The sequence below is a fragment of the Pelomonas nitida genome (assembly GCF_043555975.1).
Classification (GTDB): domain Bacteria; phylum Pseudomonadota; class Gammaproteobacteria; order Burkholderiales; family Burkholderiaceae_C; genus Pelomonas; species Pelomonas nitida.
The window spans coordinates 48,867-63,603 of sequence record NZ_JBIGIA010000016.1; the positions used below are offsets into that span (position 1 = coordinate 48,867).

14 protein-coding genes are annotated in these 14,737 nt (G+C 70.4%); 11 read left to right on the forward strand and 3 right to left on the reverse strand.

The window, feature by feature from the left end; translation table 11 throughout:
- Positions 1-19: 19 nt before the first annotated feature.
- Both ACG00X_RS18785 and ACG00X_RS18790 read right to left on the reverse strand, forming a co-directional pair.
- The gene (locus tag ACG00X_RS18785; protein WP_394490312.1) at positions 20-3,046 is read right to left on the reverse strand and encodes a sensor histidine kinase; all 3,027 of its coding nucleotides are present in this window, start codon (positions 3,044-3,046) and stop codon (positions 20-22) included.
- Positions 3,013-3,687 carry a helix-turn-helix transcriptional regulator gene (locus tag ACG00X_RS18790; RefSeq protein WP_394490314.1) on the reverse strand — a complete coding sequence of 225 codons (675 nt, stop codon included), beginning with the start codon at positions 3,685-3,687 and terminating at the stop codon, positions 3,013-3,015. The genes ACG00X_RS18785 and ACG00X_RS18790 overlap by 34 nt, the downstream gene beginning before the upstream one ends.
- Before the next feature lie 105 nt (positions 3,688-3,792).
- Here ACG00X_RS18790 and ACG00X_RS18795 point away from each other — a divergent pair, with 105 nt between their 5' ends.
- The 11 genes from ACG00X_RS18795 (at position 3,793) to ACG00X_RS18845 (ending at position 13,993) form a co-directional block, all read left to right on the forward strand.
- Positions 3,793-4,425, forward strand: coding sequence for a response regulator transcription factor (locus ACG00X_RS18795; RefSeq protein WP_394490316.1), 633 nt, complete (start codon positions 3,793-3,795; stop codon positions 4,423-4,425).
- Between the two features lie 315 nt (positions 4,426-4,740).
- Positions 4,741-5,577, forward strand: a complete 837-nt coding sequence (locus tag ACG00X_RS18800) for an alpha/beta fold hydrolase (protein ID WP_394490440.1) — start codon at positions 4,741-4,743, stop codon at positions 5,575-5,577.
- A gap of 2 nt (positions 5,578-5,579) precedes the next feature.
- Positions 5,580-7,013: a catalase gene (locus ACG00X_RS18805; RefSeq protein ID WP_394490318.1), complete on the forward strand. Its 1,434-nt coding sequence runs from the start codon at positions 5,580-5,582 to the stop codon at positions 7,011-7,013.
- Positions 7,014-7,051: 38 nt separating this feature from the next.
- Positions 7,052-7,708 carry a hydrolase gene (locus ACG00X_RS18810; RefSeq protein WP_394490320.1) on the forward strand — a complete coding sequence of 219 codons (657 nt, stop codon included), beginning with the start codon at positions 7,052-7,054 and terminating at the stop codon, positions 7,706-7,708.
- Positions 7,709-7,939: 231 nt separating this feature from the next.
- Positions 7,940-8,224: a XapX domain-containing protein gene (locus ACG00X_RS18815; RefSeq protein WP_394490322.1), complete on the forward strand. Its 285-nt coding sequence runs from the start codon at positions 7,940-7,942 to the stop codon at positions 8,222-8,224.
- Positions 8,217-10,106, forward strand: coding sequence for an amidohydrolase (locus ACG00X_RS18820; protein WP_394490324.1), 1,890 nt, complete (start codon positions 8,217-8,219; stop codon positions 10,104-10,106). Before ACG00X_RS18815 ends, ACG00X_RS18820 begins: the two co-directional genes overlap by 8 nt.
- Positions 10,106-10,513: a DoxX family protein gene (locus tag ACG00X_RS18825; RefSeq protein WP_394490326.1), complete on the forward strand. Its 408-nt coding sequence runs from the start codon at positions 10,106-10,108 to the stop codon at positions 10,511-10,513. The genes ACG00X_RS18820 and ACG00X_RS18825 overlap by 1 nt, the downstream gene beginning before the upstream one ends.
- Positions 10,513-12,156 (forward strand): MFS transporter, encoded by a 1,644-nt coding sequence (locus tag ACG00X_RS18830; protein WP_394490328.1) that lies wholly within the window; start codon positions 10,513-10,515, stop codon positions 12,154-12,156. The genes ACG00X_RS18825 and ACG00X_RS18830 overlap by 1 nt, the downstream gene beginning before the upstream one ends.
- Positions 12,149-13,135 (forward strand): SLAC1 anion channel family protein, encoded by a 987-nt coding sequence (locus tag ACG00X_RS18835; RefSeq protein ID WP_394490330.1) that lies wholly within the window; start codon positions 12,149-12,151, stop codon positions 13,133-13,135. The genes ACG00X_RS18830 and ACG00X_RS18835 overlap by 8 nt, the downstream gene beginning before the upstream one ends.
- A gap of 76 nt (positions 13,136-13,211) precedes the next feature.
- Positions 13,212-13,727, forward strand: coding sequence for a Dps family protein (locus ACG00X_RS18840; RefSeq protein ID WP_394490332.1), 516 nt, complete (start codon positions 13,212-13,214; stop codon positions 13,725-13,727).
- An 11-nt stretch (positions 13,728-13,738) separates the two neighbouring features.
- Positions 13,739-13,993 carry a DUF2789 family protein gene (locus ACG00X_RS18845; protein WP_394490334.1) on the forward strand — a complete coding sequence of 85 codons (255 nt, stop codon included), beginning with the start codon at positions 13,739-13,741 and terminating at the stop codon, positions 13,991-13,993.
- Here the strand turns inward: ACG00X_RS18845 and ACG00X_RS18850 are convergent.
- Complete coding sequence (locus ACG00X_RS18850; RefSeq protein ID WP_394490442.1) at positions 13,975-14,730, reverse strand: ABC transporter permease; 756 nt, start codon at positions 14,728-14,730, stop codon at positions 13,975-13,977. The genes ACG00X_RS18845 and ACG00X_RS18850 overlap by 19 nt on opposite strands.
- Positions 14,731-14,737: the final 7 nt, after the last annotated feature.

Here is a 14,737-nt window from a genome sequence, read left to right on the forward strand (position 1 = left end):
CGGGCAGTCGCCCGCCCCGTCAAACCGGCTCGCGCGCGTAGGCCACGCTGGCGGGGATGCGCAGCGCCACGCGGGTGCCCTGCCCCGCCTGCCCCTCGACGCGGAACTGCGCGCCGATGCGCTGGGCGCGTTCCCGCATGCCCAGCAGGCCGAAATGGCCTTCGGGGCTGACCGCCCCGGCGCCGGCAGCCGGCAGCCCCACCCCGTTGTCACGCACGACGATCTGCAGCGACTGCCCCCCGTAGTCGGCCAGCACGTCGACCTCGGAGGCCTGGGCGTGCCGGGCCGCGTTGAACAAGGCTTCGCTGACGATGCACAGGATCTCGTCGAAGGCGCAAGGCTGCAACCGCCGCGCCTGGCCGGTGCTCGACACGCTGACCCGTGTGCCCTCGCCGAAGGGCAGTTCCGCCGACAGCCGCCGCAGCTCCACCTCCAGGTCGCCGGTTTCCACCCGACGCAGGCCCTGCAGGCGGTCACGGCCTTCCACCACGACGGCCTCGGCCCGGTCCAGCGCCTGGGTCATGGCCTCGCGGGTCTGCGGGTCGCCGTGCAGGCGATCGGCCACCGACTGGAAGCGCAGGATCAGGCCCTGCACGCTCTGCAGCAGCGTGTCGTGCATCTCCCGGGCGATGCGCTCGCGCTCGCGGCTGCGCTCCTCGCCGCGCTCCCGCAAGCCCGACAGGATGTGCCGCAGCCGCACGAGGTAGAGGCCGTACAGCAGCAGCAGGCTCAGCGCGGCCGCGGCGACCTTGAAGCCCGTCGACTGGGTGAACGTCTCCGGGATCGTCAAGGTGAGCTGCGTCGGCCGCTCGGACCAGACGCCGTCGTTGTTGCAGGCGATCAGCTCCAGCCGGTAGCGGCCGGGCCGCAGGTCAGCCAGCAGCACCTCGCGCTCGCCGCCCGGTTCGCTCCAGGCATCGCGCAAGCCCACCAGGCGGTGGCGGAACTTCACGCGCCCGGGCACGCTCAGGCTCAGCGCCGTGAAGGCGACGCGCACCGTCGTCGTGCCGGCCGGCAGTTCAAGGTCCGGCGCCGGCGCGAAACGCTGATCACCGGCCTGGATCGCCCGCACCACGACCGGCGGCGGCAGGCGATTGGGGACCAGCCCCGGGGCATGGACGCGCAACAGGTTGCCCCGCGTCAGGAACCAGACACGGCCATCGCCGCCCACGGCCACCTGGGCGCCCGGCGCCTTCTGGACGAAGCTGTTGAGCCCGTCGTGGAAGTCGATGATCCTGGCCGGCACGGCGCCCGGCCCGCCGCGCAACGCCTGGGCCATGTCGGACGAGCGCAGCCGCACGATGCCGGCATCGCCGATGGCCCAGGTGTCGCCGTCGGGGGTCTGCGCCAGCCCGTTGACCGACGCTGCCCACGGATGGGTCTGGTCGGACATCAGCGCGCCGGCCGGCGCATCGACCGCCGCCATGCCGCGCGAACCACTGACCAGCAGCCCGGCCTCGGAAGGCAGCAGGCCCTCGACACCGCCCACGGCAGACTCGGCGGCGGCGATTGCCCGGAACGGCAGCGCGCCCTCGGGAATGCCGGCGCGGAACAGCACGGCCGCACGGCCATCGCGGTCCCGCGCGGCATTGGCCGGCAGCGACGGCGACGGCGCCGCCTCCGGCCAGCGCTGCCAGCGCCCCCGCGCCAGCCAGTACAGCCCCTGCTCCAACCCAGGCATCCACAGCCGGCCGGCGGCATCCTCCACGCAACCGTAGGCGGTACTGCCCGCGGGCTTGGCATGCGTGGTCACCGCGCTGCCGTCCACCTGCAGCACACGGTCGGCGAGGAACAGCCACACGCCGCGGTCGCCGCTCGCGCACAGCGCCTCGGCCGGTGAGCCCAGCCCCAGCACACGTGACGGGTCGCGGCCCGGCGCGATGGCATACAGCGCCTGGGCATCGGCCACGTAGACGGCGCCGTCGCGGCTGGCCGCCATCCGGTAGCTGGTGGGTGAATTGCCCGGCACGCCCGGCTCCACCCTCACGGCGGCGGGGCGCAGCAGATCCAGCCCGAGCTCGGTGCCTATCCACAGGTTGCCCTCCCGATCCTGGAACAGCGCGCGGGCCTGGTCGGAGCTCAGGCCGTCGCCGACGCCGAGCGACGCGACGCGGCCCGCCGAGCGGGCCTCGGCCGGCAGGGCCCGCCCCGGCGCGAGGATGCGCAGCACGCCGCTGTTCCAGGTGGTGGTCCAGAGGTCGCCCTGGGCGTCGAACAGCAACCGGGCACCGCCGACGGGGTTGGGGTGGGCGAAGAACGTGTCGGTGCCGGCCGGCCGGTCCAGCGAGCGCGTGCCCTGCGAATCCGAGATCCAGACCTGCCCCTGCGCATCCTCGGACAGGCTGGCCCGCGGCGAGAGGCCCTGCGCGACGACCTGGAACGCCGCATCGCCCGGCCGTCGCCGCGCCAGCGTGCTCGACAGCACCACCCACATCGTGCCGTCACGGGCGAAATGCAGTTGCCACACCTGTTGCGCCGGCAGGCCGCTCTCGGTCCCGAACTCCTGCCAGACGCCCTGATGGAAGCGGGCCAGCATGCCCTCGCTGCGCCCACCGCGCGCCACCCAGATGCCGCCCTCGGCGTCCTCCCGGATGTCGTTGACCTCGCGCGAGGGGCGCGGCATCCGGGCGTCGACCAGTTGGCCGTCGTGAAACCGCGCCACACCGCGCCCGCGCGCCAGGCCGACCCAGAGATCGCCCGACCGCGCCGCCCACAAACTGGACACCACCAGGCGCGGGCCCGCCGGGGCGCCGCTCGGCCGCACGGGTTCGAAGACCACGCCGTCGAAGCGGAACAAGCCCTCGACGCTGCCGATCCAGAGAAACCCGTCCTGCGTCTGGCTGATGGAATTGATGCGACTCGGCGCACCGCGCTCGATCGACCAGGCCTCGTGCTTGAACCCCAGCAGGCCGGCCGGCAGCGGCGCGGACAAGGCCTGCCCCGCCCAAACGGCCAGACACAGCAGCACCAGCCGACACCACGACAGGCCCACCACCGCGGCAACGCCCGCGGTCAGCGTGAAGGGTGTGGGGAGGGGGCGCTGCATCGTCTCGGCGGGATGATAGGTGGGGGCTCGGCCACGGCCGCGCGGTCCACCCACCCCTGCCGGATTGCCTGCGCCGCCAGCGCCGTGCGCTGGGACGTGCCCGTCTTGGCCAACAAGGCCTTGACGTGGCATTTCACCGTGCCGAGCGCGATGCACAAGCGCTCGGCGATCGACCGGTTGTCCAGCCCATCGCACAGCAACGCCAGCACCTCGCTCTCGCGGCCGGTCAGATCGAAGGGCTTCAGCGCGCCGGCCAGCAGGCTGCTGGACAAGGGGCAGACATAGCTTGCGCCCGAACGCAAGGCGTCGACGGCACGCAACAGCTCTTCGGCGCAGCCCTCGGCGCAGACGCAGCCCTGCACGCCAGCACGCAGCAAGCCGCGAACGACCTGGGTGGTCAGCCCGCTGTCCACCACGAGGACGGCCGCATCGTGCTGCGGCCGCAGCGCCTGCTGCAGGTCCGTGATCAACACGGCGCGGCCCGGCAGCGGCTCGGGGCGCCACGCGGCCCGCTTGTCGAGCGTGGCAAGAATGCCCGCGGTGAGCAGCGCGCTGGCATGCGTGACGCGCACCGCCCCGGGGCAGGTCCAAGCCCCTGCGTTTGGAGGCCACGCGTGATCGGCAGGGATGGATGCAGCCATGGCTGCATCCTGCACGGCCCGGCCGCGCGCTGGCATCCCCCGACGGGTGATTCCGGCTTACCCGAAAGAGTCGCCCGCGCCGCCTAAACTTGACTGCACTGGCACATGACTACGCCCGCTTCACAGGTTCGCCTGCTCATCGTCGACGACCACCCGCTGATGCGTGAAGGCATCGCCGCCGTGGTGCAGCACCAATCCGACATGTGCGTCGTGGGCGAGGCCGCCAACGGCGCCGAGGCGGTGGAGCGCCACGCCGAATTGCAGCCCGACGTGACCCTGATGGACCTGCAGATGCCCCGCATGGACGGGCTGCAGGCCATGCAGCGCATCCGCCAGCGGACGCCGCACGCGCGCATGCTCGTGCTGACGACCTACAGGGGCGACATCCAGGCCTGGCGCGCGCTGAAGGAAGGGGCCACCGGCTACCTGGTCAAGACGACGGTGCGCACATCGCTGGTCGACGCGATCCGCATGGTGCATGGCGGCGGCCGCTGGGTGCCCTCGGACATCGCCGTCGAGATCGCCCGGCATGCCGGTGACGAGATGCTGACCGACCGTGAGGTCGAGGTCGTTCGCTACATCGCGCTGGGGCACTCCAACCGGGAGGTGGGCGCGCTGCTGTCGGTCACCGAAGACACCATCAAGGCACGGATGAAATCCATCCTGCTCAAGCTCAACGCACGCGACCGCACCCACGCCGTCACGATCGCGCTGCAACGCGGCCTGCTCCAGCTCTGACGCCCTGAACGGCGCCGCGACAGCGGCACGCCCGCCGCAGTGGCCTATCTCCAAAGGGATAGCTCGGATTGCCCGTTAGGGGCTGGGCCGTTGCATGGCCGATTCCTAGCATGACCTCCGGTAATTCCACACCGCAGGACATGCGCCATGACCTCTGACCCCAACCTCACCTCGGACCCCAGCCGCCGGCAGGTCATCTCGATGGGCGCCGGTCTCGGCACCGCCCTCGCATGGCCCCTGGCCACCGCGTCGCTGGCAGCAGCCGGTGACGCCCAGGCCGCCGCCAGCCCCTCCCAACCGCAACAAGGAATGCAGATGAGCACCATCACCACCAAAGACGGCACCACGATCTTCTACAAGGACTGGGGCCCCAAGACGGCCCAGCCCATAGTCTTCCACCACGGCTGGCCGCTGTCCAGCGACGACTGGGATGCCCAGCTGCTGTTCTTCGTGCAGCGCGGCTTTCGCGTCGTCGCCCACGACCGCCGCGGCCACGGCCGCTCGGCCCAGGTCAGCGAGGGCCATGACATGGACCACTACGCCGCCGACGCCTTCGCCGTCGTCGAGCACCTGAATCTGCGCAACGCCGTGCACATCGGCCACTCCACCGGCGGCGGTGAAGTCGCGCGTTATGTGGCCAAGCACGGCCAGCCGGCCGGCCGCGTGGCCAAGGCCGTGCTGGTGGCCGCCGTGCCCCCCATCATGGCCAAGACCGCTGCCTACCCCGACCACCTGCCCATCGAAGTCTTCGACGGCTTCCGCAAGGGCGTGGCCGACAACCGCGCGCAGATGTTCATGGACGTGCCCGCCGGCCCGTTCTACGGCTTCAACCGCCCCGGCGTGAAGCCGCTGCCGGGCGTCATCAACAACTGGTGGCGCCAGGGCATGATGGGCAGCGCCAAGGCGCACTACGAAGGCATCAAGGCCTTCTCCGAGACCGACCAGACCGCGGACCTGAAGGCCATCACCGTGCCCACCCTCGTGATGCACGGTGACGACGACCAGATCGTGCCCATCGCCAACTCGGCGCTCAAGGCCGTCAAGCTGCTCAAGAACGGCACGCTCAAGGTCTACCCGGGTCTGTCGCACGGCATGCTGACCGTCAACGCCGACGTGCTCAACGCCGACCTGCTGGCTTTCATCAAGAGCTGAGCATGACGCAGCGCCTGACCCACGCCAACGGCGCGCCGGTGGCAGACAACCTCAACATCCAGACCGCCGGGCCGCGCGGGCCGGCGCTGCTGCAAGACATCTGGCTGCTGGAGAAGCTGGCCCACTTCGACCGCGAGGTCATCCCCGAGCGCCGCATGCACGCCAAGGGCTCGGGGGCTTACGGCACGTTCACCGTCACACAGGACATCAGCCGCTACACGCAGGCCGACGTCTTCTCGGCGGTGGGCAAGCAGACAGAGGTGTTCCTGCGCTTCTCCACCGTGGCCGGCGAGCGCGGCGCGGCCGATGCCGAGCGCGACATCCGCGGCTTCGCGGTGAAGTTCTACACGCAGGAAGGCAACTGGGACCTGGTGGGCAACAACACGCCGGTGTTCTTCATGCGCGACCCGCTGCGCTTTCCCGACCTGAACCACGCCGTCAAGCGCGACCCCTGCACCAACCTGCGCAACGCGCAGAGCAACTGGGACTTCTGGACGCTGATGCCCGAGGCGCTGCACCAGGTCACCATCCTGATGAGCGACCGCGGCCTGCCCGATGGCTACCGCTACATGCACGGCTTCGGCAGCCACACCTTCAGCTTCATCAACGTCGAGGGCGAGCGGCACTGGGTGAAGTTCCACTTCCGCAGTCAGCAAGGCGTGCGCTGGCTCAGCGACGCCCAGGCCGAAGCCCTCATCGGCCGCGATCGCGAAAGCGCCCAGCGCGACCTGTTCGACGCCATCGCCCGCGGCGACTTCCCGCGCTGGACGCTGTGCGTGCAGCTGATGACCGAAGCCGAGGCCAACGCCTGCCCTTTCAACCCCTTCGACCTGACCAAGGTCTGGCCGCATGCGGAGTACCCGCTGCACGAGGTGGGCGTGCTGGAGCTCAACCGCAACCCGCAGAACTACTTCGCCGAGGTGGAGCAGGCCGGGTTCTCGCCGGCCCACGTCGTGCCGGGCATCGGCTTCTCGCCCGACAAGATGCTGCAGGCGCGGCTGTTCAGCTACGGCGACGCGCTGCGCTACCGGCTGGGCGTCAACTTCCAGCAGATCCCGGTGAACGCACCGCGCTGCCCGGTGCACAGCTTTCACCGTGATGGCGCGATGCGCGTGGACGGCAACCACGGCGCCACGCCCGGCTATGTGCCCAACAGCCTGGGCCTGTGGCCCGACCGCCAGCATCCGGCCGAGCCGCCGCTGGCGCTGCACGGCACGGCCACGCACTGGGACCACCGCCTGGACGACGACTGCTTCAGCCAGACCGCGGCGCTGTTCCGCCTGCTGCGCGCCGACGAGCGCCAGCGCCTGTTCGACAACACCGCCCGCGCCATGCATGGCGTCAGCCGCGAGGTGCGCGAGCGCCACGTCGACAACTGCTGCAAGGCCGACCCCGCCTACGGCGCCGGCGTGGCCGTCGCGCTGGGCCTGATCTGACTTCCCCGCTTCCCCCCAACCCCCACGAGGAATCCACCATGAGCATCCCCACCGCCAAGGCCACGCCGGGCACCAAGCTGCTGAACCCCACCGACCACCTGCTGGTCATGATCGACTTCCAGTCGCAGATGGCCTTCGCCACGCATTCCATTCCCGCCATCGAGCTGCGCAACAACGCCTCGCTCGTCGCCCAGGCCGCCGCCGGCTTCAAGGTGCCGACCATCCTGACGACCGTGGCCGAGAAGAGCTTCTCCGGCCCGATGTTCGACGAGGTCACGGCCCCCTTCGGCGGCCAGAAGATGCTGGACCGCACGTCGATGAACACCTGGGAAGACACGGCCGTCATCCAGGAGGTCAACCGCATCGCCAAGAAGCGCCTCGTGCTGGCCGGCCTGTGGACCAGCGTCTGCATCGTCGGCCCGGCGCTGTCGGCGCTGGACCAGGGCTTCGAGGTCTACGTCATCACCGACGCCTGCGGCGATGTCTCCACCGAGGCGCACGAGCGCGCCGTTGCGCGCATGGTGCAAGCCGGCGCCCAGCCCATCACGTCGCTGCAATACCTGCTGGAGCTGCAGCGCGACTGGGCCCGTGGCGAAACCTACGAGCTGACCACCGGCATCGCCAAGAAGGTCGGCGGCGCCTACGGCATCGGCGTCACTTACGCCAAGACGATGTTCGGCGCCCACGAGGGCTGAACTGTTTGCCCCTCGCCCGGTCTTGCGCCGGCTGAACGCCGGCAAGCCCAGTCGGTCGTGCCGACCGCGCTGCGGCAGTGCCGCAGCTCTTCGGCAGGCACATGTCGCCCACCGGGCGACATGTGTCCGGCCTCAGCCCCCGAGGGGACGGGCCGGCTTGTGGCGGCCCGGCGCTTGGCCCGAACGCGGGCACGCACCACTTCAGTTGTCAGTAAAGCAAGGACCTCGCCGATGAAGCCATACCTCCTCTCCGCCGCAGTCGGCCTGCTCGTCGGCGTCATCTATGCACTGTTCAGCGTGCGCTCGCCGGCCCCACCGGTGATCGCACTCGTCGGGCTGCTGGGCATCCTGGCGGGCGAGCAGATTCCGCCGCTCGTGAAGCGCTGGCTGGCGCCGCCGGCCACGAGCACGTCCTGGCTGCACCATCAGGTCAAGCCGCACATGTTCGGTGAGCTGCCACGCTGCGCCGACGCGATGGCCCACCCCCACGACGCATCGGAGCGCCACCATGGCTGAGCCTGCAACCCACCCCGACCTGATCCTGTTCAATGGCCGCCTCACGACGCTGGACCGCAGCCGCCCCGCGGCGACGGCGGTTGCCATCCGTGAAGGCCTTTTCACGCGCGTCGGCGACGATGCCGAGGTGCTGGCCCTGGCCGGCCCGCTGACGCGCCGCATCGACCTGCACGGCCGGCGCGTGCTGCCGGGCCTGATCGACAACCACCTGCACATCATCCGTGGCGGCCTGAACTTCAACCTCGAGTTGCGCTGGGACGGCGTGAAGAGCCTGGCCGACGCGATGGCGATGCTCAAGGCCCAGGTTGCCATCACCCCCGCACCGCAGTGGGTGCGCGTGGTGGGCGGCTTCACCGAGCACCAGTTCGCCGAGAAACGGCTGCCCACCATCGACGAGCTGAACGCCGTGGCGCCCGACACGCCGGTGTTCCTGCTGCACCTGTACGACCGCGCGCTGCTCAACGGCGCCGCGCTGCGCGCCGTGGGCTACACCCGCGACACCCCCGCGCCACCCGGCGGCGAGATCGTGCGCGACACGGCCGGCAACCCGACCGGGCTGCTGCTGGCCAAGCCCAATGCGTCCATCCTCTACGCGACGCTGGCCAAAGGCCCGAAGCTGCCGCACGACTACCAGGTCAACTCCACGCGCCACTTCATGCGCGAGCTGAACCGCCTGGGCGTCACCGGTGCCATCGACGCCGGCGGCGGCTTCCAGAACTACCCCGACGACTACGCGGTCATCCAGGAGCTGGCTGACGCCGGCCAGCTGACGATCCGCCTGGCCTACAACCTGTTCACGCAGAAGCCCAGGCAGGAGAAGCAGGACTTCCTGAACTGGACCGCCACGTCCACCTACAAGCAGGGCAGCGACTACTTCCGCCACAACGGCGCCGGCGAGATGCTGGTGTTCTCGGCGGCCGATTTCGAGGACTTCCGCCAGCCTCGCCCCGACATGGCCCCCGAGATGGAAGGCGACCTCGACGAGGTGGTGCGCGTGCTGGCGCAGAACCGCTGGCCGTGGCGCATGCATGCCACCTACGACGAGACCATCAGCCGTGCGCTGGACGTGTTCGAGCGCGTCAACGAGGAGGTGCCGCTGCAGGGCCTGAACTGGTTCTTCGACCACTGCGAGACCATCTCCGAGCGCTCCATCGAGCGCATCGCCGCGCTGGGTGGCGGCATCGCGGTGCAGCACCGCATGGCCTACCAAGGTGAGTACTTCGTCGAGCGCTACGGCGCCGGCGCCGCCGAGGCCACGCCACCGGTGAAGAAGATGCTGGAGATGGGTGCCAAGGTGTCGGCCGGCACAGACGCGACGCGCGTCGCGTCGTACAACCCATGGGTGTCCCTGTCATGGCTGGTCACCGGCAAGACCGTGGGCGGCCTGCAGCTCTACCCGCAGCGCAACTGCGTGGACCGCGAGACCGCGCTGCGCATGTGGACCGAGCATGTGACCTGGTTCAGCAACGAGGTCGGCAAGAAGGGGCGCATCGAGGCCGGCCAGTTCGCCGACCTGGTCGTGCCCGACCGCGACTTCTTCGCCTGCCCCGAGTCCGACATCGCCGACACCACCTCGCTGCTGACCGTGGTCGGCGGCAAGGTGGTGTGGGGCGCCGGCGAGTTCGCTGCGCACGACGACGCCGCGCCGCCGCCGGCAATGCCGGACTGGTCGCCGGTGCGACGCTTCGGCGGGTATGGCGGCTGGGGCGAGCAGGGCGCGCCGCTGCAGGCCGTCATGCGCAATGCAGCCGCGGCCTGCGCCTGCGCGAACGACTGCCATGTGCACGGCCACCAGCACGCGACGGCCTGGAGCAGCAAGCTGCCCATCGCCGACCTGAAGGGCTTCTGGGGCGCGCTCGGCTGCGCTTGCTGGGCGGTCTGATGGCCGACGCGATGGAGGCCGCGCGCCACGTCTTCGCCGCAGCCTGGGTGCAGGGCCTGGCGCTGCTGCTGCTGTGCGCCGCCTATCTGCAGGGCGCGTTCGACAAGCTGCGCGATTTCCCCGCCGCCATGGCGGAGATGCGGCATTTCGGCCTGGCGCCGGCTGCGCCGTGGGCGGTGGCCGTCATCGTGCTGGAGGTGGGGGCGTCCGCGCTCATCCTGACGGGCTGGTACCGCTGGCTGGGTGCGCTGGCGCTGGCGGCGTTCACGGTGCTGGCCGACTTCCTGGCCGACCGGTTCTGGACCCTCAGGTCCCCCGAGCGCCGCGCAGTGGCCAACGCCTTCTTCGAACACTGGGGCCTGGCCGGCGGATTCCTGCTGGTGGCCTGGCATGACCTGAGCCGCTGATGTCCTCCGCGCCCCCCGCCTCCTCCGGCAGCTTCGCACCGCTGCGCCAGCCCATCTTCGCCGTGCTGTGGACAGCCACGGTGCTCGGCAACATCGGCAGCTTCATGCGCGACGTCGCCAGCGCGTGGATGGTCACCGAGCTGTCGGCGAGCCCGGCCGCCGTCGCCCTCATCCAGACCGCCGCGACGCTGCCCATCTTCCTGCTCGCCATTCCGGCGGGCGTGCTGTCGGACATCCTCGACCGCCGCCGGTTTCTCATGGCGATCCAGATCCTGCTGGCCTGCGTCAGCGGTGGCCTGCTGCTGCTGGCCAGGACGAACACGCTGACCGTCGAGTCGCTCGTGGCGCTGACCTTCGTCGGCGGCATCGGCGCGGCGTTGATGGGGCCGACCTGGCAGTCCATCGTGCCCGAGCTGGTGCCCAAGCACGACCTCAAGAACGCGGTCGCGCTGAACTCGCTGGGCATCAACGTGGCCCGTGCGCTCGGCCCGGCCGCCGGCGGCCTGCTGCTTGCCAGCTTCGGCGCCGCCGCGGCCTACGGGGCCGACGTGTTGAGCTATGTGTTCGTCATCGCCGCGCTGCTGTGGTGGAAGCGCCCACCTGCGGTGGACGCCGCCTTGTCGGAGCAGTTCTTCGGCGCTTTCCGCGCCGGTGTTCGCTATGCGCGGTCCAGCGGCGAACTGCACGTCGTGCTGCTGCGTGCGGCGGTGTTCTTCCTGTTCGCCAGTTCGGTGTGGGCATTGCTGCCGCTGGTGTCGCGCCGCATGTTGGGCGGCACGGCCGGCTTCTATGGCGTGATGCTCGGCGCCGTGGGCGCGGGCGCCATCCTGGGGGCGTTGCTGCTGCCCCGGCTGCGCAGCAGGCTGGGCGCCGACGGGCTGGTGCTGCTGTCCTCGGTGCTGGGGGCGGCGGTGATGGCGGCGCTGTCGGTCGCGCCACCGCAGCCAGTGGCCGTGGCACTGATGCTGCTGCTGGGGACGGGCTGGATCATTGCGCTGACGACCCTGAACGGCGTGGCGCAGGCGGTGCTGCCGAACTGGGTGCGCGGGCGCGGCCTGGCCATCTACCTGATGGTGTTCAACGGCGCGATGGCCTGCGGCAGCCTGGCCTGGGGCCTGGTGGCGCAGGCCATCGGCATCCCGTTCACGCTGCTGGCCGGTGCGGGCGGCTGGGTCGCCGTCTCGCTGCTGTTCCACCGCGTCAAGCTGCCCACGGGCGAGGCGGACCTGCAAGCCGCCAACCACTGGCCCGAGCCGCTGCTCACCGCGCCGGTGGCTCATGACCGCGGCCCCGTGGTCATCCAGGTCGAGTACCGCATCCGCAGGCATGACCTGCCGGCCTTCCTGCAGGCGATGCGCCACGTGGAGCGGGAGCGCCGCCGCGACGGCGCCTACGCCTGGGGCGTGGCCGAGCACACCGGCGAGCCGGAGCGCGTCATCGAGTGGTTCCTCGTCGAGTCCTGGGCCGAGCACCTGCGCCAGCACCGGCGCGTCTCCAAGGCCGATGCCGACCTGCAGGCCGAGGCGCTGAAGTTCCACATCGGGCCCGACCGGCCCGCGGTGCATCACTTCCTGGCGCTCGACCTGAAGCCGGGCCGCCCGGCGGCGCCGCCGACCCCGCATGCGCATCACGCCCATGGCTGAGGCGATCACCTCCTCCGTGCTGCGTGCCGACAAGCCGCTGCTGGCCCGGCTGTCGGTGGCGATGTTCGCGATGGTGATGGGCGTCGGCGGCCTGGCCAACGCCTGGGCCGCGGCGCACCGCGCGTTCGGCGTGCCGCTGCTCGTCAGCCAGGGGCTGCTGGCTGCCGCAGTCGTCGGCTTCGCCGTGCTGGCGGCCGCCCACCTGGCCAAGCTCGGCTTCTGCTTTGCCGAGGTGGTGGCGGAGTTCCAGCACCCCGTGCGGTCCAACTTCTTCCCCGCGGTGTCGGTGGCCATGGTCGTGCTGTCCGTTGGCTTGCGCGCCTACGCGCCGCAGGCCGCGCAGCTGCTGTGGGGCGCGGGCGCGGCCCTGCACCTGGTGTTCGCGCTGGCGCTGATCCGGCGCTGGATCCTGCATGCACAGGACGAGAGCGTGTTGACGCCGGCCTGGTTCATTCCCATCGTCGGCAACATCCTGGTGCCGGTCGGCGGCGTACCGCTCGGTCATGTGGAGATCAGCTGGTTCTTCTTCTCCATCGGGCTGATGCTGTGGCTGCCGTTCTTCACCATCGTGCTGCACCGCGTGCTGTTCGTGCCGGCGATGAGCCAGCGCAGCATGCCGACGCTGTTCATCCTGTTGGCGCCGCCGTCCATCGGGCTGTCGGCCTACCTTGCCTTCACCGGCGGCCAGGCCGGCGCGCTGGGTGACCTGCTGTATTGCCTGGCGCTGTTCATCGCCATGCTGCTGGCCAGCCTGGGGCGGCACGTCGCCCATGGCCCGTTCTTCATGAGCTGGTGGGCGATGACCTTCCCCGCTTGTGGGTGGGCGGGCGCAGCCATCGGCTATCACCTGGCACGGCCCTCCACGGCCACCGCGCTGGTGGCCGTCGGCGCGCTTGCGGCGGCCAGCCTCATCGTCACGTGGATCGTCGTGCACACGGTGCGGCACATGGCCAGCGGCGCGGCGTTCCGGGAAGACTGAAGCCATGCATCACCACCGCTCACGCCCACCGGCACGGGCCGCGGCGACCTCCCGATTCACCCTAGCGAGAACGACGATGAAAGACCTTGCCACCACCCATCTCCACCGCACCGCGCCGCTGGCGACGCCAGGCAGCCTCAGCAGCGAGGCGCGCCGTGACCTGAGTGCTGCGCTGAACCAGCTGCTGGCCGACGTCTGGGCGCTGTACCTGAAGACGAAGAATTTCCACTGGCACATGTGGGGCCCGGCCTTCCCGAGCTACCACCAGCTGCTGGATGACCAGTCCGTGCAACTCTTCGCGATGACCGACGTGATCGCCGAACGCGTGCGCAAGCTGGGCGGCAGCACGCTGCGTTCCATCGGCCATGTCGCGCGACTGCAGCGGCTGGCCGACAACGATGCGGAACTCGTGCAGCCCGAAAGCATGCTGGCCGAACTGTGCGAGGACAACGGCCGCCTGGCCGACTGGCTGCGCGCCGTGCACGGCTTGTGCGACGAGCATGGCGACGTCGCCACCGCCAGCCTCATCGAGAACTGGCTGGAGGAAGCCGAGCAGCGCGTGTGGTTCCTGTTCGAGTCGGGCCGGCGCTGAAGGGAGCCCGCATGCAGACACCCCACCACCCGCTGCGGGAGCTGTTCCAGCAGCTCGGTCTACCGGCCGAGCCGCTGGCCATCGACGACTTCATCCGGCAACACCGCGCCGGGTCGGCGGGCTGCCGGCTGCCCGACGCGCCCGTCTGGACGCCGGCCCAGGCGGCGTTCCTGCGCGAGTCCATCGCCGCCGATGCCGACTGGGCCCTGCCCGCCGAATGGCTGCAGCAGGCCCTGTGCGGGCCGGCTCAGGAGCGGATCTTGTAGCCGCGCTGCAGCAGTGCCAGCGCGACGCCCCCGGTCACGACGAACGCCGCCGCGACGATGCTCAGGCTCAGCCACGGCGACACGTCGCTGACGCCGAAGAAGCCGCGGCGGAAGCCGTCGATCATGTAGAAGAACGGGTTCATGTGGCTCACGCCCTGCCAGAAGGCCGGCAGCGAATGCACCGAATAGAACACGCCTGACAGGAAGGTCATCGGCATGATGATGAAGTTCTGGAAGGCGGCCATCTGGTCGAACTTCTCGGCCCAGAGCCCGGCGATCAGGCCCAGCGAGCCCATCAGGCCCGCGCCCAGCACCGTGAAGGCCAGCACCCACAACAGGTTGTCCAGCCCCGGCGGCGCGAACCACACCGTCACCAGCAGCACGCCCGCCCCCACCGCCAGCCCGCGCACGACGGCCGCGCCAACGTAGGCGACGAACCAGGCCAAGGGCGACAGCGGCGTCAGCAGCAGGAACACCAGGTTGCCGGTGATCTTGCTCTGGATGAGGCTGGACGAGCTGTTGGCGAACGCGTTCTGCAGCACGCTCATCATCACGAGGCCGGGGATCAGGAACTGCGTGTAGCCCACGGTGTCGTAGACCTTCACGTGGTCTTCCAGCGTGTGGCCGAACACCAGCAGGTACATCACCGCCGTCAGCACCGGCGCCGCAACCGTCTGGAAGGCGACCTTCCAGAAGCGCAGCACTTCCTTCTTGAACAGCGTGCTGGCGCCGCTCAATGTGTGC